Annotated in this window: 18 protein-coding genes; 14 read left to right on the forward strand and 4 right to left on the reverse strand. The window is 70.1% G+C overall.

Annotated elements, in window-relative coordinates:
* Window positions 1-17: 17 nt before the first annotated feature.
* The 3 genes from IC535_RS08055 to tsaB all read left to right on the forward strand — a co-directional run bounded on the left by IC535_RS08055 (window position 18) and on the right by tsaB (window position 3,456).
* The gene (locus IC535_RS08055; RefSeq protein WP_228884142.1) at window positions 18-548 is read left to right on the forward strand and encodes a hypothetical protein; all 531 of its coding nucleotides are present in this window, start codon (window positions 18-20) and stop codon (window positions 546-548) included.
* 143 nt (window positions 549-691) lie between these two features.
* Complete coding sequence (locus IC535_RS08060; RefSeq protein ID WP_228884143.1) at window positions 692-2,749, forward strand: ATP-dependent DNA helicase; 2,058 nt, start codon at window positions 692-694, stop codon at window positions 2,747-2,749.
* Window positions 2,750-2,754: 5 nt separating this feature from the next.
* Window positions 2,755-3,456: a tRNA (adenosine(37)-N6)-threonylcarbamoyltransferase complex dimerization subunit type 1 TsaB gene (gene tsaB, locus IC535_RS08065; protein ID WP_228884144.1), complete on the forward strand. Its 702-nt coding sequence runs from the start codon at window positions 2,755-2,757 to the stop codon at window positions 3,454-3,456.
* A gap of 61 nt (window positions 3,457-3,517) precedes the next feature.
* Here tsaB and IC535_RS08070 read toward each other — a convergent pair whose 3' ends face one another.
* Window positions 3,518-4,405: an energy transducer TonB family protein gene (locus IC535_RS08070; protein ID WP_228884145.1), complete on the reverse strand. Its 888-nt coding sequence runs from the start codon at window positions 4,403-4,405 to the stop codon at window positions 3,518-3,520.
* The gene (gene gshB / locus IC535_RS08075; RefSeq protein WP_228884146.1) at window positions 4,402-5,352 is read right to left on the reverse strand and encodes a glutathione synthase; all 951 of its coding nucleotides are present in this window, start codon (window positions 5,350-5,352) and stop codon (window positions 4,402-4,404) included. Before gshB ends, IC535_RS08070 begins: the two co-directional genes overlap by 4 nt.
* 247 nt (window positions 5,353-5,599) lie before the next feature.
* Between gshB and pilG the strand changes: the two genes are divergently transcribed.
* The 7 genes from pilG (at window position 5,600) to IC535_RS08110 (ending at window position 17,634) form a co-directional block, all read left to right on the forward strand.
* Window positions 5,600-6,001: a twitching motility response regulator PilG gene (pilG, locus tag IC535_RS08080; RefSeq protein WP_017356958.1), complete on the forward strand. Its 402-nt coding sequence runs from the start codon at window positions 5,600-5,602 to the stop codon at window positions 5,999-6,001.
* Between the two features lie 17 nt (window positions 6,002-6,018).
* Window positions 6,019-6,381 carry a response regulator transcription factor gene (locus IC535_RS08085; RefSeq protein ID WP_228884147.1) on the forward strand — a complete coding sequence of 121 codons (363 nt, stop codon included), beginning with the start codon at window positions 6,019-6,021 and terminating at the stop codon, window positions 6,379-6,381.
* Window positions 6,381-6,911 (forward strand): chemotaxis protein CheW, encoded by a 531-nt coding sequence (locus IC535_RS08090; RefSeq protein ID WP_228884148.1) that lies wholly within the window; start codon window positions 6,381-6,383, stop codon window positions 6,909-6,911. The genes IC535_RS08085 and IC535_RS08090 overlap by 1 nt, the downstream gene beginning before the upstream one ends.
* Before the next feature lie 43 nt (window positions 6,912-6,954).
* Window positions 6,955-8,991: a methyl-accepting chemotaxis protein gene (locus tag IC535_RS08095; RefSeq protein ID WP_228884149.1), complete on the forward strand. Its 2,037-nt coding sequence runs from the start codon at window positions 6,955-6,957 to the stop codon at window positions 8,989-8,991.
* A gap of 94 nt (window positions 8,992-9,085) precedes the next feature.
* Window positions 9,086-15,814: an Hpt domain-containing protein gene (locus IC535_RS08100; protein WP_228884150.1), complete on the forward strand. Its 6,729-nt coding sequence runs from the start codon at window positions 9,086-9,088 to the stop codon at window positions 15,812-15,814.
* On the forward strand, window positions 15,801-17,129 hold the full coding sequence (locus tag IC535_RS08105) for a chemotaxis protein CheB (RefSeq protein ID WP_228884151.1): 1,329 nt from the start codon (window positions 15,801-15,803) through the stop codon (window positions 17,127-17,129). The genes IC535_RS08100 and IC535_RS08105 overlap by 14 nt, the downstream gene beginning before the upstream one ends.
* Before the next feature lie 31 nt (window positions 17,130-17,160).
* A complete protein-coding gene (locus IC535_RS08110; RefSeq protein ID WP_228884152.1) occupies window positions 17,161-17,634 on the forward strand; it encodes a chemotaxis protein CheW in 474 nt (157 codons plus the stop codon).
* A gap of 297 nt (window positions 17,635-17,931) precedes the next feature.
* Here the strand turns inward: IC535_RS08110 and IC535_RS08115 are convergent, their stop codons facing one another.
* Both IC535_RS08115 and bioA read right to left on the reverse strand, forming a co-directional pair.
* The gene (locus IC535_RS08115) at window positions 17,932-18,666 is read right to left on the reverse strand and encodes a 16S rRNA (uracil(1498)-N(3))-methyltransferase (protein WP_228884153.1); all 735 of its coding nucleotides are present in this window, start codon (window positions 18,664-18,666) and stop codon (window positions 17,932-17,934) included.
* Window positions 18,657-20,048, reverse strand: coding sequence for an adenosylmethionine--8-amino-7-oxononanoate transaminase (gene bioA, locus IC535_RS08120; protein WP_228884154.1), 1,392 nt, complete (start codon window positions 20,046-20,048; stop codon window positions 18,657-18,659). Before bioA ends, IC535_RS08115 begins: the two co-directional genes overlap by 10 nt.
* Before the next feature lie 50 nt (window positions 20,049-20,098).
* Between bioA and nudE the strand changes: the two genes are divergently transcribed.
* The 4 genes from nudE to IC535_RS08140 are packed head-to-tail and all read left to right on the forward strand — an operon-like array spanning window position 20,099 to window position 22,600.
* Complete coding sequence (gene nudE / locus IC535_RS08125) at window positions 20,099-20,647, forward strand: ADP compounds hydrolase NudE (protein ID WP_228884155.1); 549 nt, start codon at window positions 20,099-20,101, stop codon at window positions 20,645-20,647.
* Window positions 20,644-21,447: a 3'(2'),5'-bisphosphate nucleotidase CysQ gene (gene cysQ / locus IC535_RS08130; protein ID WP_228884156.1), complete on the forward strand. Its 804-nt coding sequence runs from the start codon at window positions 20,644-20,646 to the stop codon at window positions 21,445-21,447. Before nudE ends, cysQ begins: the two co-directional genes overlap by 4 nt.
* A gap of 20 nt (window positions 21,448-21,467) precedes the next feature.
* Entirely contained in the window at window positions 21,468-22,280 is an 813-nt protein-coding gene (gene mazG, locus IC535_RS08135; RefSeq protein ID WP_228884157.1) for a nucleoside triphosphate pyrophosphohydrolase, read from the forward strand.
* Complete coding sequence (locus IC535_RS08140) at window positions 22,277-22,600, forward strand: YnfA family protein (protein ID WP_228884158.1); 324 nt, start codon at window positions 22,277-22,279, stop codon at window positions 22,598-22,600. The genes mazG and IC535_RS08140 overlap by 4 nt, the downstream gene beginning before the upstream one ends.
* Window positions 22,601-22,686: the final 86 nt, after the last annotated feature.

Here is a 22,686-nt window from a genome sequence, read left to right on the forward strand (position 1 = left end):
GAACGAGGCCGGCCCGCATGACCTACCGAACCCTGATCCGTTGTACGTCGCTGCTTGCGCTGGGCGTGGGCCTTGCCGCCTGCGTTACCTCCACCCCACCACAGAAGGCGCCGCTGGATACCACCACACCGGCCCAGCGCATGGCGGCGGTGGACGCGGCCGCCGCCGGCGCCGATGAGAAGGAACTGGCGGTGCAGCCGCTGCGCGATGCGCAGATCGAAGACCTGCGCATGGCCGCACAGGCGCAACGCCAGGCCAACGACCTGGCCGCTGCCGCCGAGTCCTTGAACCAGGCCCTGCTGGTCTCCGAAGGCGATCCTTCGATCCTGCAGGAACGCGCCGAGATCGCCTTGTTGCAGGGCGACTGGGCGCGCGCTGAAACGCTGGCGCGCAAGGCCGTGGACCTCGGCTCGAAGACCGGCCCGCTGTGCCGCCGGCACTGGGCCACCATCGAACAGTCGCGCCTGGCCCGTGGCCAGAAGGAAAACGCGGTGTCCGCGCACGCGCAGCTGGATGGCTGCACGGTGCCGGGGATCAAGCGGTATTGACTCGTAGAGCGGGGCTCTGCCCCGCTGCTTGGCTCTGCCCCGCTGCCTGGTCTGCCCCGCTGCCTCGATCCGCGACGGCGCAGCGCCCTGCAGCGGAGACAGATCCAAGCAGCGGGGCAGAGCCCCGCTCTACAATGCCTTCCATGCCACGCCTTGCCCATGCCAGCAGCGAAGCCCTCAGCGAGGGCGGCACGCTTGCCAGCCAGCTCGATGCCTTCGTTGCGCGCCCGGCGCAGCTGCGCCTGACCGCGGCGATCGCCGAGGCGTTCGACCAGCGCGACGTGCTGCTCGCCGAGGCCGGCACCGGCACCGGCAAGACCTACGCCTACCTGGTGCCGGCGCTGCTGTCCGGGTTGAAGACCATCATCTCCACCGGTACCCGCGCGCTGCAGGACCAGCTCTACCACCGCGACCTGCCGCGCGTGCGCGCCGCGCTCGGGGTGGGGCACAGCAGCGCGCTGCTCAAGGGCCGGGCCAACTACCTGTGCCGTTACCGCCTGCAGCAGTCCAGGGGCGAGCCACGGTTCAGTTCGCCCGAGCAGGTCGCGCAGTTCCAGCGCATCCTGGCCTGGTCGGGGCGCACGAAGTTCGGTGACATGGCCGAACTGGACGCCTTGCCCGAAGACTCGCCGCTGTACCCGATGGTGACCTCCACCGTCGACAACTGCCTGGGCACCGAATGCCCGTTCTGGGACGACTGCTTCGTGGTGCAGGCGCGCCAGCGTGCGCAGTCGGCCGACGTGGTGGTGGTCAACCACCACCTGCTGCTGGCCGACCTGGCGCTGAAGCAGGAGGGCTTCGGCGAAATCCTGCCCGGCGCGCAGGCATTCGTGATCGACGAGGCGCACCAGCTGCCGGAACTGGCCGCCAATTTCTTCGGCGAGAGCTTCGGCATGCGCCCGTGGCAGGAACTGGCGCGCGACTGCCTGGCCGAGAGCCGCAGCGTGGCCGGCGCCCAGGCCGCGCTGCAGGTGCCGGCGGCCGGCCTGGAACAGGTGCTGCGCGAGCTGCGCACGGCGATGGACGGCCTGCCGCCGCGCGGTACCCAGTGGCGCGCGCTGGCCGTGCCGCAGGTACGCGACGGCTTCGATGCGGCGATGAGTGCGCTGGTCACCCTGGGCGATGCGCTGGCCGGGGTGCGCGAGGCATCGCCCGGCCTGGATGCCTGCCATGCGCGCGCGCTGGAGGCGGCATCGCGGCTGTCGCGCTGGCTGGGCGAGGATGCGCCGCTGCTGGATTTCGACAGCGATCCCGGCCAGGCCCCGGCCGCCGCCGAAGTGCTGTGGTACGAACTGACCCCGCGCGGCTTCCGTTGCCAGCGCACCCCGATGGACGTATCCGGCCCGCTGCGCGAGCACCGCCAGCGTTCGATGGCGGCCTGGGTGTTCACCTCGGCCACGCTGACCGTGGACGGCGGCTTTGCGCATATTTCGCAGCGGCTGGGCCTGGATGACCCGGTCACGCTGCTGCAGCCCAGCCCGTTCGACTGGGCCGCCCAGGCGTTGTGCTACCTGCCTGCCGGTCTGCCCGATCCGGCCGCACGCGGTTTCGGCACGGCCCTGATCGGTGCGTTGATCCCGGTGCTGGAGGCTTCGCAGGGCAGGGCCTTCCTGCTGTTCGCCTCGCACCGCGCGTTGCGCGAGGCCGCCGAGGCGCTGCGCGATGCGCCGTGGCCGCTGTTCGTGCAGGGCGAGGCGCCACGCGCGACGCTGCTGCAGCGGTTCCGCGAATCGGGCAATGGCGTGCTGCTGGGGTCGGCCAGCTTCCGCGAGGGCGTGGACGTGGTCGGCGATGCGCTCAGCGTGGTGGTGATCGACAAGCTGCCGTTCGCTGCCCCGGACGACCCGGTGTTCGAGGCGCGGCTGGATGCGATCCGCCGCGACGGCGGCAACCCGTTCCGCGACGAGCAGCTGCCGCAGGCGGTGATCGCGCTCAAGCAGGGGGTGGGCCGGTTGATCCGCAGCGAGACCGATCGCGGCGTGCTGGTGCTGTGCGACCCGCGCCTGCTGACCCGCGGCTACGGGCGGATCTTCCTGGATTCGCTGCCGCCGTTCCGGCGCACCCGCGCGCTGGACGATGTGCGCGGCTTCTTTGCGCCACAATGGGCTGGCGCCGGGCCCGCCGCGCCGGTCGTGCCGGCGGCCCCCGCTGCCCCTGCCGCCCCCGGCGATGCCGACCCTTTCCCCACTTCCCTGTTCTGACCTCGATGAAACTGCTCGCCTTTGAAACCGCAACCGAAGCCTGTTCCGTTGCCCTGTACGTGGATGGGCAGGTGCTGGAGCGGTTCGAGATCGCTCCGCGCCGGCATGCCGAGCTGAGCCTGCCGTGGGCCGAGGCGTTGCTGGCCGAGGCGGGCGTGGCGCGGTCGCAGCTGGATGCGGTCGCGCTGGGGCGAGGCCCCGGCGCGTTCACCGGGGTGCGCCTGGCGATCGCGATCGCGCAGGGCATCGCGCTGGCGCTGGACCGACCGCTCATCCCGGTCTCCACGCTGCAGGTTCTGGCGTTGCGTGCCCCGGCCGACGCCGATCACGTGCTGAGCAGCATCGATGCGCGCATGGGCGAGGTCTACGTGGCGCGCCAGGTGCGCGTGGACGGGCACTGGCAGCTGCAGGGTGAGGAGGCCGTCTGCGCACCGGACGCGGTGGCACTGCCCGACGGCAGCCGCTGGTTCGGCGTGGGCACCGGCTTCGGGGCCGCCGCCGGCCTGCTGGCCACGCGCCTGGCCGACCAGCTCGACGGCGTGGACGCACAGGCGTTGCCGCGTGCTTCCGATGTGCTGGCGCTGGCGGTGCCGGCGTTCGAGCGGGGCGAGGGCATGGCGCCGGAGCGGGTCGAACCGGCCTACCTGCGCAACAACGTCGCGCTGACGCTGGTGGAGCAACAGGCCGCGCGCGCAGCCCGGCGGTAGGTCCGACCCGTGGTCGGATGCTGTTCGCTCCGGCACCGCGATGTCCGGGCATGGCCCGGACCTACCGATCGTCGCGCAGCGAACCGCCGGGCAGGAACGCCCAGGTGCGGGTGACCTGCAGGATCTCCACGCCGTCCTCGGTCCTGGGCAGCGGCGGGAACGGCTGGGCCAGGCGGACCACGCGCAGCGCGGCCTCATCCAGCAGCGGGGTGCCGCTGCTGCGCAGGATCCGCGCGCTTTCCACGCTGCCGTCGCGGCGCACGCCGACGGTGATCACGACCTGGCCGCCCAGGCGGCGCTGGCGCGCCTCGTCGGGATAGTTGAGGTTGCCCACCCGCTCGGCCCGGTCCACCCAGGCGCGCAGGTAGTTGGCGTAGGCGTATTCGCGGGTACTGGCCGAGACGAACTTGCGGTTCGGGCGCTTGGCGTACTGCGCCGAGCGCAGGTGCACTTCGGCGGCCAGCCGGGCCATTTCCGCATCGCGCTGCTCGCGCGCGTTCAACGGCGCGTCCGGCCGCGGCTGCTCGGGCTGCGGCAGCGGTTGGGCGCTGGCCACCGGCTCGGTGCTGTTGCGGCTGGACACCACCCGGGTCTGCGGCGGGGGCGGGCTGGCCGCATCCTGGCGCTGCTGCGGCACCGGCGACAGCCCGGCCTGGGGCTGCGGCACGATCCCGGCCTGGTTGTCGCGCGGCCGCTGGGCCTTGTCGTGGTCGCCGCCGCCGCGCTGGTTGGCCTGGGCCAGGAAATCGGCCTGCCTGGGCGTCAGCGGGGTCTGGGTCTGGCTGAAGATCACATCCAGGGTCGGCACCAGCGCGGCCTTGTCGCCGACCGCAAAGCCCACGCCCAGGATCAGCAGCGCATGCACCAGCAGCGACAGCGCCAGGGTCGCGCCCAGGCGCTGGGATTCGCGCGCCTGCAGCGGCAGCAGCGGCTCGACCGTTGCGGTCATCGCGGCAGGCCGGCCTCGATCGCGTCGAACAGGGTACCGGCGATGTTCAGCCCGTACTGGGCGTCCAGTTCGCGCACGCAGGTCGGGCTGGTCACATTGACCTCGGTCAGGTAGTCGCCGATCACGTCCAGGCCGACGAAGCGCATGCCGCGGCGCTTCATTTCCGGCCCGACCTGGGCGGCGATCCAGCGGTCGTGCTCGCTCAGCGGGCGGCCTTCGCCGCGGCCGCCGGCGGCCAGATTGCCGCGGAACTCGTCGCCCTGCGGGATCCGTGCCAGGCAGTAGTCGATCGGCTCGCCATCGACCAGCAGGATGCGCTTGTCGCCGGCGGTGATGTCCGGAATGAACTTCTGCGCCAGCGCCAGCGTGCGCCCGCCGTCGGTCAGGGTCTCCAGGATCACGTTGAGGTTGGGGTCGCCGGTGCCGCTGCGGAAGATCGACCGCCCGCCCATGCCGTCCAGCGGCTTGAGCACGGCCTGGCCGTGCTCGAGCACGAAGGCCTTCAGGTCGACGTTGCGGCGGCTGACCAGGGTCGGCGGGCAGCACTGCGGGAACAGCAGGGCGGCCAGCTTCTCGTTGAAGTCGCGCAGCCCCTGCGGGTCGTTGACCACCAGCGCGCCGGCCTGCTGGGCCACGCTGAGCACGTGGGTGTCGTAGATGAATTCGGCATCCACCGGCGGGTCCTTGCGCATCAGCACGACCTGGCCCGGACCGAACTCGGTCTGGCCGAACTCGCCCAGGCTGAACCAGTCGGCCTTGTCCTCGCGCACCTGCAGGGGGGCGGTGCGGGCCACCGCCCGGCCACCGCGCAGGGCCAGCCCGCCGGGGCTGACGTAGTGCAGGGCGTGGCCGCGGCGCTGGGCTTCCAGCAGCATCGCGAAGGTGGTGTCCTTGGCAATCTTGATGTGGGCGATGGGGTCCATCACCACGATGACGTTCAACGGCATGGTCGCAACCTGGCGGGCAGGGCGATGATGGTAGCCGGATCGGGGGGCCGTTGCCTGCCCGGCGGGGCGCAACGCAGTGTCCGGCCCGGCCCGGTTTTGCGCAAAACGTGCCGAATCGGTCAGCCCGGCCCCGGCTGCGGCTTGGCTGCGGCGGCGGCGCTTGAAGCCTGCGCCGGGTTTGGGATATAGATACGCTTTCGCAGCGGCGCCAGACCAAGCAGAAGCGTCGCGCGCTCGGGGAAAGGTAATGACTGAAAACATGGCTGCGGGTGGGGAACTCGCAGGGCTCAGGGTCATGGTCATCGACGATTCGAAGACCATTCGCAGGACCGCCGAAACACTGCTCAAGCGCGAAGGCTGCGAGGTGGTGACCGCGACCGATGGTTTCGAGGCGTTGGCCAAGATCGCCGACCAACAGCCGCAGATCATCTTCGTGGACATCATGATGCCGCGGCTGGATGGGTACCAGACGTGCGCATTGATCAAGGGCAACCAGCTGTTCAAGTCGACCCCGGTGATCATGCTGTCCTCCAAGGACGGCCTGTTCGACAAGGCGCGCGGGCGCATCGTCGGCTCGGAGCAGTACCTGACCAAGCCTTTCACGCGTGAAGAACTGCTGGGTGCCATCCGCACATACGTCAACGCCTGACCAGGGGGAAAGGCACAATGGCTCGAATCGTTCTGATCGAGGATTCACCGACCGACCGTGCGGTGTTCACGCAGTGGTTGACCAAGGCCGGGCACGAGGTTCTCGAAGCGGACAACGCCGAGGACGGGCTTGCGCTCGTCCGCGAGCATGCGCCGCAGCTGGTGCTGATGGACGTGGTGCTGCCGGGCATGAGTGGCTTCCAGGCCACCCGAGCGATGGCGCGCGACGCGGCGATCAAGCACATCCCGGTGATCATCGTCAGCACCAAGGCGATGGAAACCGACAAGGCGTGGGGGCTGCGCCAGGGAGCGGCCGACTACATCGTCAAGCCGCCGCGCGAGGATGAACTGATCGCGCGGATCAACCAACTGGTGGTCTGATGCGCTCTCCCTTCGACATCCTGGAAGTCTACGAACGGCGCAGCCTGGCCCATGCGGTGCAGCTGCCCGAGCGGCAGTTTTCGCAGGATCTGTGGCGTGGCGTGGGCTACCGGGTCGGCAAGCGCCACCTGGTCTCGGATTTCCGCGAAGTGGTGGAAATCGTGCCGATGCCGCCGATCACCCCGGTGCCCGGCGCCCAGCCGTGGCTGCTGGGCGTGGGCAACCTGCGCGGCAACCTGTTCCCGGTGGTCGACCTGAAGTACTTCATGGAAGGCGAGCGCACCGTGCAGCAGGAAGGCCAGCGCGTGCTGATCATGCGCCAGGCCGGCGGCGACGTGGCGCTGACCATCGATGAACTGTTTGGCCAGCGCAGTTTCGAGCAGGACCAGGACATCGCCGCCGGCGACCTGGCCAGTGGCCGTTATGCCCATTTCGTCGACCGCGCCTTCCATGGCGACGGCCATGACTGGGGCGTGTTCTCGCTGTCGCTGCTGTCCCGTACTCCCGAATTCAGGCAGGCCGCGGCCTGATCGCTGCTGCCTGCCTCACCGCATTGAAGATCGAGGTTGAACCATGAGTACTGCTTCGGATACCGCCAAGGCCGGCAAGCTGGGCTCGGTGGGAACCAATTTCTGGCTCGGCCTGCTGGCCCTGTCGATGATCGTGTTCGGCGTCAACACCGGCGTGGCCACCTGGCAGGGCAGTCGCCTGGCCGGCGCCAGTACCGGCGCGGCCGACCTGCAGGTGCTGTCCCAGCAGCTGGCCAACCAGGGCCGTGAAGCGGTCTCGGGCAACGCCCAGGCATTCACCGCGTTCAAGGACACCAAGACCCGCATCGAAAGCACGGTGAGCAGCCTGCAGGGCCGTTACGGCAGCGAAGCCAACGTGTCCGGCCCGCTCAACCAGCTTGGCCAGACCTGGGAACCGCTCGGCAAGAGCGCCGCCCAGCTGGTGGCCAGTGAGCCGGCGGTGCTGGCCCTGGCCGGCAACGCCAACAACTTCGTCAACGGCGTGCCGGCACTGCAGGCGCAGCTGAACGAGGTGGTGCGCGCGATGTCGGCCGGTGGCGCCCCCGCCTCGCAGGTGTACAACGCGCTGCAGCAGGTGGTGGTGGTCGGCTCGATGGCGCGCCGGGTGACCGAAATGCGGGCCGGCGGCGCCAATGCCGCCGCGGCCGGCGACGCGCTGGCGCGCGACTCGGTGGTGTTCACCCAGGTGCTGGAAGCGCTGCGCAACGGCAACGAGGAACTTGGCATCAGCCCGGTCCGCAATGCCGGTGCGCTGTCGGCGCTGGAGCAGTCGCAGAAGCAGTGGGACACCATGAAGAAGGACGCCGACGCGATCCTGGCCAGCTCGCGCCAGCTGTTCTCGGCGCAGTCCTCGGCCGCGGCGTTGACCGCCGGCTCGGGCAAGATGCTCGATGACAGCAAGAAGCTGTTCGAAGCGTTCTCCTCGTTCGGTTCGGTGCGCGATACGCGCCTGTTCCCGAACTTCTGGCTGGGCGTGATCTCCGGCGCGTTGGCGCTGGTCGCCATCATCGGCTTTGTCAGCAGCACCGTGCGCAGCCGGTCGCGCGAACAGGACCTGCGTTACCAGACCCAGGTCGAGTTCAACAGCCGCAACCAGCAGGCGATCATGCGGCTGCTGGATGAAATCAGCTCGCTGGGCGAGGGCGACCTGACCGTCAAGGCCTCGGTGACCGAAGACATGACCGGCGCGATCGCCGACGCCATCAACTACGCCGTGGACGAACTGCGCCACCTGGTGACCACCATCAACGACACCTCGGCCAAGGTCGCGCTGTCCACCCAGGAAACCCAGGCCACCGCGATGCAGCTGGCCGAAGCGGCCGGCCACCAGGCCAACCAGATCACCTCGGCCTCGGACCGCATCGGCGAAATCGCCTCTAGCATCGAGCAGGTCTCGCGCAACTCGGCCGAATCGGCCGAGGTGGCGCAGCGTTCGGTGGTGATCGCCGCCGAAGGCGCCGGCGTGGTCCGCGAGACCATCCAGGGCATGGACCAGATCCGCGACCAGATCCAGGAAACCTCCAAGCGCATCAAGCGCCTGGGCGAGTCTTCGCAGGAAATCGGCTCGATCGTGGAACTGATCAACGACATTTCCGAGCAGACCAACATCCTGGCCCTGAACGCGGCCGTGCAGGCCGCTTCGGCCGGCGAGGCCGGCCGCGGGTTCGCGGTGGTGGCCGACGAAGTGCAGCGCCTGGCAGAGCGTACCTCCGGCGCGACCCGACGGATCGAGAATCTGGTCCAGGCCATCCAGGCCGATACCAACGAGGCGGTCAGCTCGATGGAGCAGACCACCGCCGAAGTGGTATCCGGCGCGCGCCTGGCCGAGGACGCCGGTACCGCGCTGACCGAAATCGAGCGGGTCTCCAACGCGCTCAACAACCTCATCAAGAACATCTCGATCGCCGCCCAGCAGCAGTCGTCGGCCGCTTCGGACATCACCCGCACCATGGGCGTGATCCGGCAGATTACCGGCCAGACTTCGCAGGGCGCGGGACAGACCGCCGAGTCGATCGGTCATTTGGCACAGCTGGCGGCCGACCTGCGCCGCTCGGTTGCCGACTTCAAGCTGCCGGCGTGAGCCGCGGGCAGGGCGGAGAGGGAAGGAATCAGCAGATGATGCATCGCGAGAAATCACAGCACGACACGCGCGCGCCCCTGCCGGGAGTTCCGGCATGAGCACGCTGCGCGATGCCATGAGCCATGCCGCCCTGGGCTGGGTCAAGCCGGAGCTGGACGAGACCCTGCGCCAGGTGCGCAACGAGGTCGAGTACTACGCCGAAGACCCGGCCGACGGCAGCCGCATGCGCTTCTGCGCCGGCTACCTGCACCAGGTGCAGGGCACCTTGCGCATGGTCGAGCTGTATGCGCCGGCAATGGTGGCCGAAGAACTGGAGCAGTTGGCCAACGCCATCGGCGCCGGCGAGGTGCCCGACCGCGATGAAGCCTGCGCCACCCTGATGCGCGGCAGCGTGCTGCTGCCCGACTACCTGGAACGCCTGCAGAACGGCCATCGCGACATCCCGATCGTGCTGCTGCCGTTGCTCAACGACATCCGTTCGGCGCGCGCCCTGCCGGGCATCAATGAAAGCGTGCTGTTCGCCTTCGCCCCGGACAGCGCCAGCGCCACCGAAGCCGAGCTCGACCACGCCCGCGGCAGCCTGAGCGGGCGCAACCGCGAACTGCTCGATACCGTCGGCAACGCGGTCAAGGAAGAACTGCTGCGGATCAAGGACGCGCTGGACCTGCACCTGCGCACCGGCGGCGAGCCGACCCAGCTGCAGACCCAGGTCAACGAACTGGGCGCGGTGGCCGACACCCTGGGCATGATGGGCCTGGGCGTGGCCCGCGGCGTGGTCGTGCAGCAGCGCGATGCGCTGCGCAGCGTGGTCCAGGGCGAGCAGACCATCGATGAAAGCCTGCTGCTGGATATCGCCGGCGCGCTGCTGTACGTGGATGCCTCGCTGGACGACCAGGTCGCCCACCTGGGCGCCGGCGGCAGTGGCGAGGACGATCCCAGCGCGGTGGAAAACCGCCGCACCGTGGAGGTGCTGGCGCATGAAGCGATCGCCAATTTCGCCGCGGCGCGCGAGCATTTCGTCGCCTTCATCGAAACCAACTGGAACCACCAGCAGTTGCAGGAAGTGCCGCGCCTGCTCGGCGAGGTCGCCGGTGCGCTGCGCATGCTGGACCTGGCCACCCCGGCCGATTACCTGCAGGGCGTGCGCCAGTACATCGCGGTGGAGCTGATCGACCGCCAGCGCGTGCCCAGCGGGCGCCAGCTGGACACCCTGGCCGATGCCATGGCCAGCCTGGAGTACTACCTCGAAGCCCTGCGCGAACGCCGCCCGGGCCGCGAGGAAATCCTCGACATCACCCGTACCAGCCTGGAAACGCTGCGCTACTGGCCGCTGCCCGATGCGCATGCCGCTGCCGTCGATGCCAGTGCCGCGGCGCTGCCGGTAGCTGCCGAGCGCATCGACCTGCCCCATTGGGACGCCGCATCGGTGGAGTCGCTGCCGATCCAGGTGGCTCCCAGCGCGCCGCCGCCGGGCAGCGTGCCACCGGCGCTGCCGGATTTCACCTTCGAGCCGCTGCTGGCCGCGGTCGATGCCGACACCGACGCCGACGCCGCGGCAACGGTTGCACCCGCCGTGGCTGCTCCGGTCGCCCTGGTGTTCGATGCTTCCACCGCACCGGTCGCGCCCGACGCACCGCAGTGGACGCTGTCGCGCCCGAGTGAACGCGACGACGCGTTGCCTACCTTCGCCCACTTCGATCCGGTCGTGGCCGAGGATGCCGTGACTGCCGCGCACTGGGACGTACCGCCAGCGCTGCATGCGGGGCTGGATGGATTGGACGCCAGCGCCGAGCCTGCTGCCGGGGAGGCGCTGCCGGTTGCGCGCACCGATACGTTCGTCGCCGACAGCGCCGGCTTTGATCCGGTCGCTGCCGAACACGACGACCTGCAGATCAGCGACGAGCCGATCGAGTTCAGCGTCGACGAGGCGCTGCACAATGCCGATGACGTGTTGTCGCTGCAGATCGATGACGGGCTCCCGGCCGCTGCCGGGCTGGACAGCGATGCCGCGCCCGAACTGGACGTGCAGAGCCTGCCGCCGTTCCTGCGCGGGCAGATCGAGCCGACGATCGGTCAGGTTGCCGATATCGGCGATATTGCCGATGCACACGACGCCGAACCGGCCGCCGCCGACAGCACCGAGCCGGTCGCTGCCACGCCGGTCAACAGTGTTACCGGCGTCCATGCCGCGGTGATCGGCAAGATCGAACTGGACGACGAATCGGCGCGTTTCCTCGCCGAGCTCGATGCCGCCGCCGCGCAGTTCAGCACCGAGCCGCTGCCGGCTGCGCCGGCGTCCGTCGATGCCGGCGTGGTCGAGCCGGTCGACAGCATCGAGGCCGGCTTCGAGGACGATGGCGAGAACATCGACCAGGACATCCGCGAGGTCTTCATCGAAGAATTCGACGAAGAGCTGGTCAACCTCGGCAACCTGTTGCCGGTCTGGCGCGCCGCGCCGGACAACCTGGACCGCCTGCGCCCGATCCGCCGCGTGTTCCACACCCTCAAGGGCAGTGGCCGGCTGGTCGGCGCGCGTACCCTGGGCGAGTTCAGCTGGAAGATCGAGGGCATGCTCAACCGCGTGCTCGACGGCAGCCGCGCGGCGACCCCGGCGGTGGTGGCGATGGTCGGCCAGGCCTATGAAGTGCTGCCGCAGCTCAATGCCGCGCTGCGCGACGGCAGCCGGGTCACCGCCGACCTGCAGGCGATGCAGGCCATTGCCGACCGCGTTGCCGCCGGTGAGGAAACCTTCCACGTGCCGTTGCAGCGCGCCGCGCCGGTTGCCGTTGCCGCCGAGGTGGCCGAACCGATCGAAGCGGCCGGTACCCCGGCCAATATCGACGAGGTGCTGCGCGAGATACTTGAGGCCGAGGTGGACACCCACCAGGCCACGCTGCAGGCCTGGTTGCAGGATGCCCGCGTGGCCCCGCAGCCGGTTACCGACAGCCTGCTGCGCGCCGTGCACACCATGAACGGCGCGTTCGCGATGACCGACGTGCCCGAGATCACCGCCGTCACCGGCAGTGCGGAAAGCTATATCAAGCGTTCGTTGGCGGCCGATGCCGCGCCCGATGCCGACGGCGTGGACGCGCTGGCAGCGACCGCTGCGGCCATTGCCGCCACCATGACCGCGCTGCAGGCCGACGCGCCGCGCATTCCGGTGCAGGCCACGCTGGCCGCGCGCCTGCAGGCGCTGGCCGACACCTTGCCCGAAGCACGCTGGCCGGCGCTGGATGCCGATGATGGGCTGGACGACGAGGACGGCCTGGACCAGGACGAGGGCGACCAGCCGGCTGCCAGCGATGGTGCTGCCCGCGATGCCGCCGATGCACTGGCCACGTGGCCGCAGGCCGGCGGGCAGGGCGACTACGCCGACACCAGCGGCGATGCGCCGCTGCCGCAGGCCGACGCCTTGTCCGTGCTCGACTTCGATGCCGATGCCGATGCCGATGCCGATGCCGATGCAGTTGCCGACACTGTTGCCGACACCAACGGTGTTGCCGACGCGGACAACGACGCGCTGCTGGTCGGCGAGCTGACCGGCAGTGATGACCTGTCGGCCTACTTCGACGCCGATCTTACGGCCAGCCAGCCTGCCGGCAGCGATGCTGTCACGGCTGCCGCCGCGCCGCTGCCGCCGGCCGCCACCGGGGCGGCCACGGCCGAGGGCCTGGAAGCGGTCGAACTGACCGGCGCCGAAGACCTGTCGCGCTTCTTCGAACATGCGTTGCCGCTACCCGATGCGACGCCGGCTGCGGCCGCCGAGGATGGCGCGGCCGGCATCAGCCCGGACAGCACGGCCGAGCCCCTGGCCGCCGCCGGGCCGACCGCAGGCACCGACTCTGCCTCCGAGACCGGCTCCGAGGTGGAGCCGGCCACGCACGCCGATGCCGAGCCGTCGTCGCCGGTTGCCACGCTCAACCCGTGGTCGGGTGCCGGCGTTCTGGCCGATGACAGCGCGGTAACCGCCGCAGCCGATGTGCCGACGGCCGAACCGCAGCACGGCGATGCAGACCGCGCCGGCCTGGACGCTGCCGCTGCCGCTGCGGAAGTAGACGCCGATGCCGATGCCGACAGCGACCGCCAGGCACTGGAAGAAGCGCTGCCGCCGGTACCGGCCTTCGGTGAACCGGTGGATGCACAGCAGGCACTGGATGACGGCCTGACCGTGATCGACGCGCTGGACGCCGACCTCGACAGCGTGCTCGACCTGGACGCCGGCGATGCCGCCGACCCGGACGCACGCACCGAAGCCGATGCCTTCGCCGAATCGGCCGCGGACCCGGCCGACAGCGCAAGCGACGCCGGGACTGAAGCCGAAGCAGAAACCGCCATGCCGTCGCCGTTCTTCGAACTCGAAGACGCGCCGCTGCCAGCCGGCAGCGGGGCGGCCGCGCCGGTCGCCGTCGCTGCGGTTGCCGCAGCGACGGTGGATGGCGCCGCACCGACGCCGGCCGCTGCGCCGGACGAGGACAGCGATCCCAGCGAGGCGCTGGACTTCAGCGTGCTCGACCAGGAACTGGTCGACATCTTCGTGGAAGAGGGCAAGGACCTGCTCGACCATTGCGATGGCCTGATCAGCGAGCTGCGTGCGGCCCCGCAGGACCGCGAGGTGATCGCCGGCCTGCAGCGCGACCTGCACACCCTCAAGGGCGGGGCGCGCATGGCCGGGATCAACCCGATCGGCGACCTCGGCCACGGCATCGAATCGCTGCTGGAGGCGGTGGCCGCCAACCGCACCGACATCGACCGCAGCGACGTCCACCTGCTCGAACGTGGCTTCGACCGCCTGCACCAGATGCTGACCCGCACCGGCCAGCACCGCAGCGTGGCGATGCCCGAGGACCTGATCGCCGCGTTCGAACAACGCACCCTGGGCCGGGTGGTACCGGCACCGGCCGAGCTGGCTGAGGAGGCCGCACCGGTGGTGGTGGATGCCACCGTCGCCGATGCCCCGCTGTCGGCCCCGCTGCCGCTGGACGTGGCCACCGACGAGGACAGTCTGGCCCGGCCGCAGCAGGAACAGGTGCGGGTACGCGCCGACCTGCTCGACCGCCTGGTCAACCATGCCGGTGAAGTGGCCATCTACCGCTCGCGGCTGGAACAGCAGCTGGGCGCCTTCCGCGGCGCCATGGGCGAACTGGACCGCACCAATGCCCGTCTGCGCGACCAGCTGCGCCGCCTGGACCTGGAAACCGAGGCGCAGATCGTCGCCCGCTACCAGCGCGAACAGGACCAGGCCGACCACAAGTTCGATCCGCTGGAACTGGACCGCTTCTCCACCCTGCAGCAGCTCAGCCGTGCGCTGAACGAGTCCGCCGCCGACCTTGGCGGCCTGCAGGGCGTGCTCGATGATCTGTCGCGCCAGTACGACGTGCTGCTGCAGCAACAGTCGCGGGTCAGCTCGGAGCTGCAGGACGGCCTGATGCGCGCGCGCATGGTGCCGTTCGACGGCCTGGTGCCGCGCCTGCGCCGCGTGGTGCGCCAGGCCGGCCAGGACACCGGCAAGCAGGTCCATGTGATCCTGGAAGGCACCCACGGCGAACTGGACCGCAACGTGCTCGACCGCATGGTCGCGCCGCTGGAACACATGCTGCGCAACTCGGTCGCCCATGGCCTGGAAACGCCGGAACAACGCCGCGCCGCCGGCAAGCCCGAGGAAGGCGAGATCGCCATCCGGCTGCGCCGCGAAGGCTCGGAAATCGTGCTGGAAGTGGCCGATGACGGCGCCGGGCTGGACCGTGACGCGATCCGTCGCCGCGCCGAACAGCGCGGCCTGGTCGAAGCCGGGGTGGAACTGGGCGAAGCCGAACTGGACGCGATGATCTTCGCCCCCGGGTTCAGTACCGCCGACCAGGTCAGCCAGCTGGCCGGCCGTGGCGTGGGCATGGACGTGGTGCACAACGAAGTGCGCCAGCTCGGCGGCTCGGTGGACATCCACTCGGTACGTGGCCAGGGCGTCACCTTCACCCTGCGTCTGCCGCAGACGCTGGCGGTGACCCAGGCGGTGTTCGTGCAGATCGGCGAAACCACCTTTGCCGTACCGGTGGCCTCGGTCAGCGGTATCGGCCGGATCTCGCGCGAGCGGTTCGAAACCGCCGGTGGCTACCACTACGGCGGCGAAGAGTTCGCGCTGCACGATCTGGGCACGCTGATCGGCCAGGGCCAGGCCCGCGCCGAAGGCCAGGCCCAGGTGCCGCTGCTGCTGGTGCGCGCCGGCGACCTGCGCGCCGCCGTGGCGATCGACCAGGTGCTGGGCAACCGCGAAATCGTGGTCAAGCCGGTCGGCCTGCAGATCGCCTCGGTGCCGGGTATCTACGGCGCCACCATCACCGGCGATGGCCGGGTGGTGGTGATCCTCGACGTTGCGCCGCTGGTGCGTCGCTTCGTGGCCAACCCGCACAAGCCGATCGCCATGACCGCCCAGGTCAGCGACCGCCAGGCACCGCTGGTGATGGTGGTCGACGATTCGCTGACCATGCGCAAGGTGACCGGGCGTATCCTGGAGCGCCACAACTTCGAGGTGGCCGTGGCCCGCGATGGCGTGGAGGCACTGGAGCGGCTGGAGGAGCGGGTGCCCGACCTGATGCTGCTGGATATCGAAATGCCGCGCATGGATGGCTATGAACTGGCCACCACGATGCGCGCCGACCCGCGCTACAAGGATGTGCCGATCGTGATGATCACCTCGCGCAGCGGCGACAAGCACCGTCAGCGCGCCTTCGAAATCGGTGTCCAGCGTTACCTGGGCAAGCCGTACCAGGAACTGGACCTGATGCGGAACGTGTACGACCTGCTGGGGATTGCCCGTGTCCGTGAATGACCTGCCTTCGCTGTTGCCGGTGGCGCTGCTGGCCCGGGTCGGGCCGGCCCGCGAGCGCCTGCGTGAGGCGCTGGTATTCGCCGGGGCCAACGTGGTGCTTGAAGAAGACCCCAACACGCTGGACCTGCAGACCCTGCGCGATGCCGCACCGGGCGCGGTGCTGATCGCGCTGGAACCGGCGATCGAGGATGCGCTGGAACGGCTGGACCCGGTGCTGGCCGCACCGTCGCTGACCCTGATCTTCGACGAGGCCGAACTGGCCGCGCGCCGCGAGGGCTGGGAGGCCCAGCGCTGGGCGCGGCACCTGGTGGCCAAGCTGCACGGCCACCACGACGTGCTGCCGCCGGGTTCGGAGCAGGACGGCCTGCTGCAGCCCGAACCGGGCCTGCCGGTCACCCCGGCACAGCTGCATGCCGACGCCCCGCTGGAGTTCCATGTCCGCGAGGCGTTCGACGCGGCGGCCGAGGTGCCTGCCGATGGCCTGTACCAAGCCCCCGGGGCGCTGAGCGAGCCGGTTTCGCTGGAAGAAGCCCTGGCGGCGCTGCAGACCGGCGCCACCCCGTCCCCGGCAGCAGCGGTACCGCCGCCGGTGCCCTCGGCCGCGGCGACCCTGGCCGCGGCGCCGCTGGGCGACCACAGCAGTTGGTCGCTGGTCGACGACGATGCAGCGGCAGCGCCGCCTGCCGCCGCCGCGGAGCCGGCACCGCCGACACCGCCGGCAACGGCATTCGACCTGGAACGGTTGTCGCTGGTCGAACTGGAACCGCAAGGCCTGGCCGACGGCGCCGCCCCCGGTGCGGTGCTGGTGCTGGCCGGTATCGGTGGCCCGGACGCGCTGCGCCGGCTGCTGGCCGCCCTGCCGGCCGCGCTGGCCGCGCCGGTGCTGGTGCACATGCGCCTGGACGGCGGCCGTTACGGCAACCTGGTCAAGCAGATGGCGCGGGTGTCGCCGCTGCCGGTACTGCTGGCCGAAACCGCACAACCGGTGCTGGCCGGGCATGCCTACATCCTGCCCGACGATGTCGGGCTGGAACTGCGCGGGCGCAGCCTGTACTTCAGCACCGATGCACAGGGCATCCAGATCGACGCCCTGCCGCCGGCACACAGCGGCGTGGTGCTGCTCAGTGGCGCCGATCCGGCACAGGTCGAGCCCGTGCTGGCGCTGGCCGGCGCCGGCGCCTGGGTGGCCGGGCAGATCGGTGAAGGCTGCTACGACCCGACCGCGGCCAGCGCCGTGGTCGCCGCCGGCAGGGAGGCGGGCGAACCGCAGCAACTGGCCGCCGTCATCGCCGAACGCTGGGGCGTGAGCGAGTGATCGCCGCGCCGGCACCCACAAGGACACACCGATGAGCTACGCCAGCAACGACGAAATCCGTGGGGTATTGATCCAGGCCGGGCACGAACGCGTGCTGCTGCCCAATGCCACCGTCGCCGAAATGATGTCCAAGGTCGCCGTGCAGGCGGTGCCGGACACGCCGGCCTGGCTGGTCGGGCAGATCGCCTGGCACGGCTGGGACGTGCCGCTGCTGTCGTTCGCGCGCCTGTCCGGGCTGGGCGACGAGCCGGTGCATGGCAACAACAAGGTGGTGGTGCTCAAGGCGCTGGGCGGCAATCCGGGCCGCCCGTACTTCGCGCTGCTGACCCAGACCTTCCCGCAGCTGATTTCGGTGCCGCGCGACGGCCTGCTGGCCGACGCCTCGGAAGAGACCCTGCCGCAGGGCGTGCACATGCGCGTGCTGCTGGGCGAGCAGAGCGCGCTGCTGCCGGACCTGGATGCGCTGGAAGCGGCGCTGGACGAGGCCTACCCCGTCGCGGGGTAGGTTCGCATTCGCGAAACCTCCCACGATCTGCGCTGCAGATCGTGGGCCCCCCGCGGACCATTCCTCCAGATCCCCGCGCCTGACGGCGCGCCCCCTTGACTCAAGGGGGCTGTTCCACCCGCTCGGGCCGCTTGCGCTGGCATATTGCGCGCCGGACCATTCGCGCACCGACCAACGGTCGGTGCGTACCGGCGCGTGACCGATGGTAGGTGCCGACCGTTGGTCGGCACCTGCATGACACCGACCCGGACCAGGCCGGTAGCGACCAACGGTCGCTACCTACCCGAATGTGATCGGTCAGCCCAGGTCGCCCAGCCGCGCCTGCACGGCCGCGATCGCGGCCAGTCCGGCCGTTTCGGTGCGCAGGATGCGCGGGCCCAGCTGCAGGCCCTGGAATCCCGCCTCGGCCAATGCCTGCCGGTCGCGCGGCGACCAGCCGCCCTCCGGGCCGATCGCGATCACCACTCCGCCGGGCGCGGCCGGCAGGGTGGACAGGCGATGCGCGCCAAGCGGGTCCAGGGTCAGCTTGAGTGCGTCGGCGGGCATGCTGCGTGCGGCCTCCAGCAGCGATTGCGGCGCCGCCACGGCCGGCACCCGCGCGCGACCGGACTGGCCACAGGCCGACACCACCACATTGTTCCAGTGCGCCAGCCGCTTTTCCGCACGCGCCGCATCGAGCTTCACTTCGGTGCGCTCGGCGTTGACCGGCACGATCGCGGCCACGCCCAGTTCGGTCGCCTTCTGCAGGATCAGGTCCATCTTCTCGCCGCGCGCGATGCCCTGCAGCAGGGTGATGTGCAGCGGCGATTCGTTGTCCAGCGCCAGCGCGGCATCGATGCGCACCTGCGCATCGCGTTTGCCCACCACCACCAGCGTGGCCGGGTAATCGTGCCCGTCACCATTGAACAGCACGCAGCCGTCGCCTTCGCGCAGCCGCATCACCCGCACCAGGTGGTTGGCCGCTTCTTCGGGCAGCGACAGGATCTGGCCGAGCGCCAGCGGGTGGGCAACATGGCAACGGGTCACACGCATGCAACAGCCTCCTCGATCGCGGCCAGGGTGGTCTGCGCGAGCAGATCCAGGTGTTGGTCTTCCACGCAGTACGGCGGCATCCAGTACAGCACGTTGCCCAGCGGGCGCAGCACCACCCCGCGCTTGAGCGCGGCGGTATAGGCATGCAGCCCCACCCGCGCCTCGGCGGGGAAGGGTGTGCGCTTGTCGCCATTGCGGGTCAGTTCGAAGGCCACCACCATCCCGGCCTGGCGCACATCGGCCACGTGCCGGTGGTCGTTGAACGGCGCGGCCAGGCGGGCCATCACCTCGGCGGTGCCGCGGTTGCGCGCGATCACGTCCTCGCTGGCGAAGATATCCAGCGTGGCCAGGGCCGCGGCACAGGCCAGCGGGTTGCCGGTGTAGCTGTGCGAATGCAGGAACGCGCGTTCGCGCGACTCATCCAGAAACGCGTCGTACAGCGCCTGGGTGGCGAGCACCGCCGACAGCGGCAGGAAGCCCCCGGTCAGGCCCTTGGACAGGCACAGCAGGTCGGGCATCACCCCGGCCTGTTCGCAGGCGAACATCGTGCCGGTGCGGCCGAAGCCGGTGGCGATCTCATCGGCGATCAGGAACGCGCCGTTGGCATCGCACAGTTCGCGGGCGCGCTGCAGGTACACCGGGTCGTGCATGCGCATGCCGCCGGCGCATTGCAGGCGCGGCTCCAGGATCACCGCGCAGATTTCACCGGGATGCTGGTCGAACAGGGTGGCCAGCGCATCGGCGGCCTGGTGGGCGCGCTGGACCGCACTCTGCCCCGGCTCGGCCAGGTAGGCGTCCGGCGACGGCGCGAACAGCGCCTCGGTCAGCAGCGGCGCATACACGCGGCGGTACAGCGGGATATCGCCCACCGACAGCGCGCCCAGGGTTTCGCCGTGGTAGCCGTTCTCCAAGGCCACAAAGCGGGTGCGATGGTGCTCGCCGCGGTTGCGGAAGTAGTGGAAGGCCATCTTCAGCGCCACTTCCACCCCGGCCGAGCCGTTGTCGGCGTAGAACACCTTGGCCAGCGGGGCGCGCCCGGCCTGGCGCGGGGCGATCGCCAGCAGCCGTTCGGCCAGGGCCACCGCCGGTTCGTGGCTGAAGCCGGCCAGCATCACCTGCTCCAGCTGGGTGGCCTGGCGGGCGATGGCCGCGCCGATGCGCGGCTGCGCATGGCCGAACAGGTTGGTCCACCAGCTGCTGACCGCATCCAGGTAGTGTTTGCCGTCATGATCGATCAACCACGGGCCTTCACCACGGGCGATCGGCACCAGCGGCAGGGTGTCGGGGTGTTCGCGCATCTGCGTGCACGGGTGCCACAACACGGCCAGGTCGCGTTGCCGCCACCGATCGGCCAGCGTGGAGGGGGCTGGGTCTGCTAGCATTTCAGGCTCATGAAGACGTTTTCACCAGTTCCCATTCTAGAGATGCTCGCATGAGCCGTCGCCTGCCCATCATCCACAAGATCACGGACGAGCAGAGCGGGCCGTTCCAGCGCCAGCATCTGGACCTGGAGTTCTCCAACGGCGAGCGCCGCCGCTTCGAGCGCCTGGTCAGCCAGGGCCATGGCGCGGTGGTGGTGGTGCCGATGCTGGACGACCAGACCGTGCTGCTGGTGCGTGAATACGCCGCCGGGATGCACCGCTACGAACTGGGCCTGGTCAAGGGCCGCATCGATGCCGGCGAAACCCCGGTGCAGGCCGCCGACCGCGAACTGAAGGAAGAGGCCGGTTACGGTGCCCGCCGCCTGGACGTGCTGCGCGCGATGACCCTGGCCCCGACCTACATGAGCCACCAGTCGTGGCTGGTGGTGGCGCGCGATCTGTATCCCGAGCGCCTGGCCGGCGACGAGCCGGAGGAACTGGAAGTGGTGCCGTGGAAGCTGGCCGACCTGGACCAGTTGATGCTGCGTGAGGATTTCTCAGAAGGCCGCTCGCTGGCCGCGCTGTTCATCGCGCGCCAGTGGCTGGGACGCGGAGAATGATCAAACTCACCACCGATCTGCGCGAAACCGTCATCGCCATCGCCCAGGACGCCGCCGCCGCCATCATGGCGGTGTATGCCGCCCCGTTCGAGGTGCAGATCAAGCCCGATCACAGCCCGCTGACCGCCGCCGACCTGGCCGCCCACCAGGTGATCGAGCGCGGCCTGCGGCAGCTCACCCCGGAGCTGCCGATCCTGTCGGAGGAATCGGCGCACGTGCCGTGGGATGTGCGCCAGCATTGGGGCGCGTACTGGTTGGTGGACCCGCTGGACGGTACCCGCGAATTCGTCAAGCGCAACGACGAATTCAGCGTCAACATCGCCTTGATCTACCAGGGTGCGCCGGCCTTTGGCGTGGTGCAGGCACCGGTCACCGGCGTGGTCTGGCACGCCATGCGCGGTGAGCTGGCCTACCGCCGTGATGGCATGCGCGACTCGGTGCTGCGCACCCGCACCCCCGCCACGGCGCCGCTGCAGGTCGCCGCCAGCCGCTCGCACCGCAGCGTGCAGACCCAGGCCCTGCTGGAGCGGATGGGCGAGATCGAGGTGGTCGCGCAGGGTTCGTCGCTGAAATTCTGCCGGCTTGCCGAAGGCACGCTGGACGTATACCCGCGGTTGGGCCCCACCTCCGAATGGGACACCGCCGCAGGCCAGTGCGTGCTGCATGCCGCCGGCGGCGCGGTGCTGTCGGCCGCCACCGGCAAGCCGTTCCGCTACAACCGCCGCGAGACCCTGTTGAACGGCGATTTCATCGCCCTGGGCGACACCCGCCTGCCGTGGCGGGACTGGTTGCCCGACTGATGCCTGCCAAGGAGCCCCGGATGTCCGCCACTGCCGAACTGGAACGCCTGCTGGGCATCATGGCGCGGCTGCGCGATCCGCAGCGGGGCTGCCCCTGGGACCTGCAGCAGGACTTTGCCAGCATCGCCCCGTACACCATCGAGGAAGCCTACGAGGTGGCCGACGCGATCGACCGCGGCGACCTGGGCGATCTGCAGGACGAACTCGGCGACCTGCTGCTGCAGGTGGTGTTCCATGCGCAGATGGCCAGCGAACAGCAGGCTTTCGGCTTTGCCGACGTGGCCCGTTCGATCAGCGACAAGATGCAGCGCCGGCATCCGCACGTGTTTGCCCAGGTACAGGTCGACGGCGCCGAAGACGTCAACACCAACTGGGAGGCGATCAAGCGCGCCGAGCGCGCGGCCAAGGGCCATGCCGATACCTCGGCGCTGGCCGGCATCTCGCGCGGGTTGCCCGAGTGGCAACGCGCGGTGAAGCTGCAGGCGCGCGCGGCGCGGGTGGGGTTCGACTGGCCCGGCCCGGCACCGGTGATCGACAAGGTACGCGAGGAACTGGACGAGGTCGCCGCCGAATTCGCGCGCGGGCCGGTGCAGGACAACCACGCCCGCCTGCAGGAAGAGCTGGGCGACCTGCTGTTCGTCTGCGCCAACCTGGCCCGGCACGCCAGGGTCGACGTGGGCGCGGCGCTGCGCCAGGCCAACCACAAGTTCGAACGCCGCTTCCGGGCGATGGAAGCGCAGGCCGACGCGGCCGGGCAGGGCATCGCCGCACTGGACCTGGATGCACAGGAGCGGCTCTGGCAGCAGGTCAAGGCCGACGAAGCGGCGTCGTGAAAACCCTGCTGCTGTTCGTGCTGACCGCCGCGGCCGAGCTCGTCGGCTGCTATCTGCCCTGGCTGTGGCTGCGCCGCGACGGCAGTGCCTGGTTGCTGCTGCCGGCTGCGGCCAGCCTGGCCCTGTTCGCGTGGCTGCTGACCCTGCATCCGGCCGCCAGCGGCCGCGTGTATGCCGCCTACGGCGGCGTCTACATCGGCAGCGCGCTGTTCTGGCTGTGGCTGGTGGACGGCATCCGTCCCAGCCGCTGGGACCTGCTCGGCGCCGGGCTGTGCCTGGCCGGGATGATGGTGATCATGTTCGCCCCGCGCGCGTCCTAGCGCCGGCCGCCGGGCGGCACCGTGGAAACACGGCCACGCGCTGCATACCGCAGCGCCGCACGCGTTGTGAAGGCGGTTCTGGGATA

Source organism: Stenotrophomonas rhizophila, assembly GCF_020857975.1.
In the GTDB taxonomy this organism is placed as follows: Bacteria; Pseudomonadota; Gammaproteobacteria; order Xanthomonadales; family Xanthomonadaceae; genus Stenotrophomonas; species Stenotrophomonas rhizophila_C.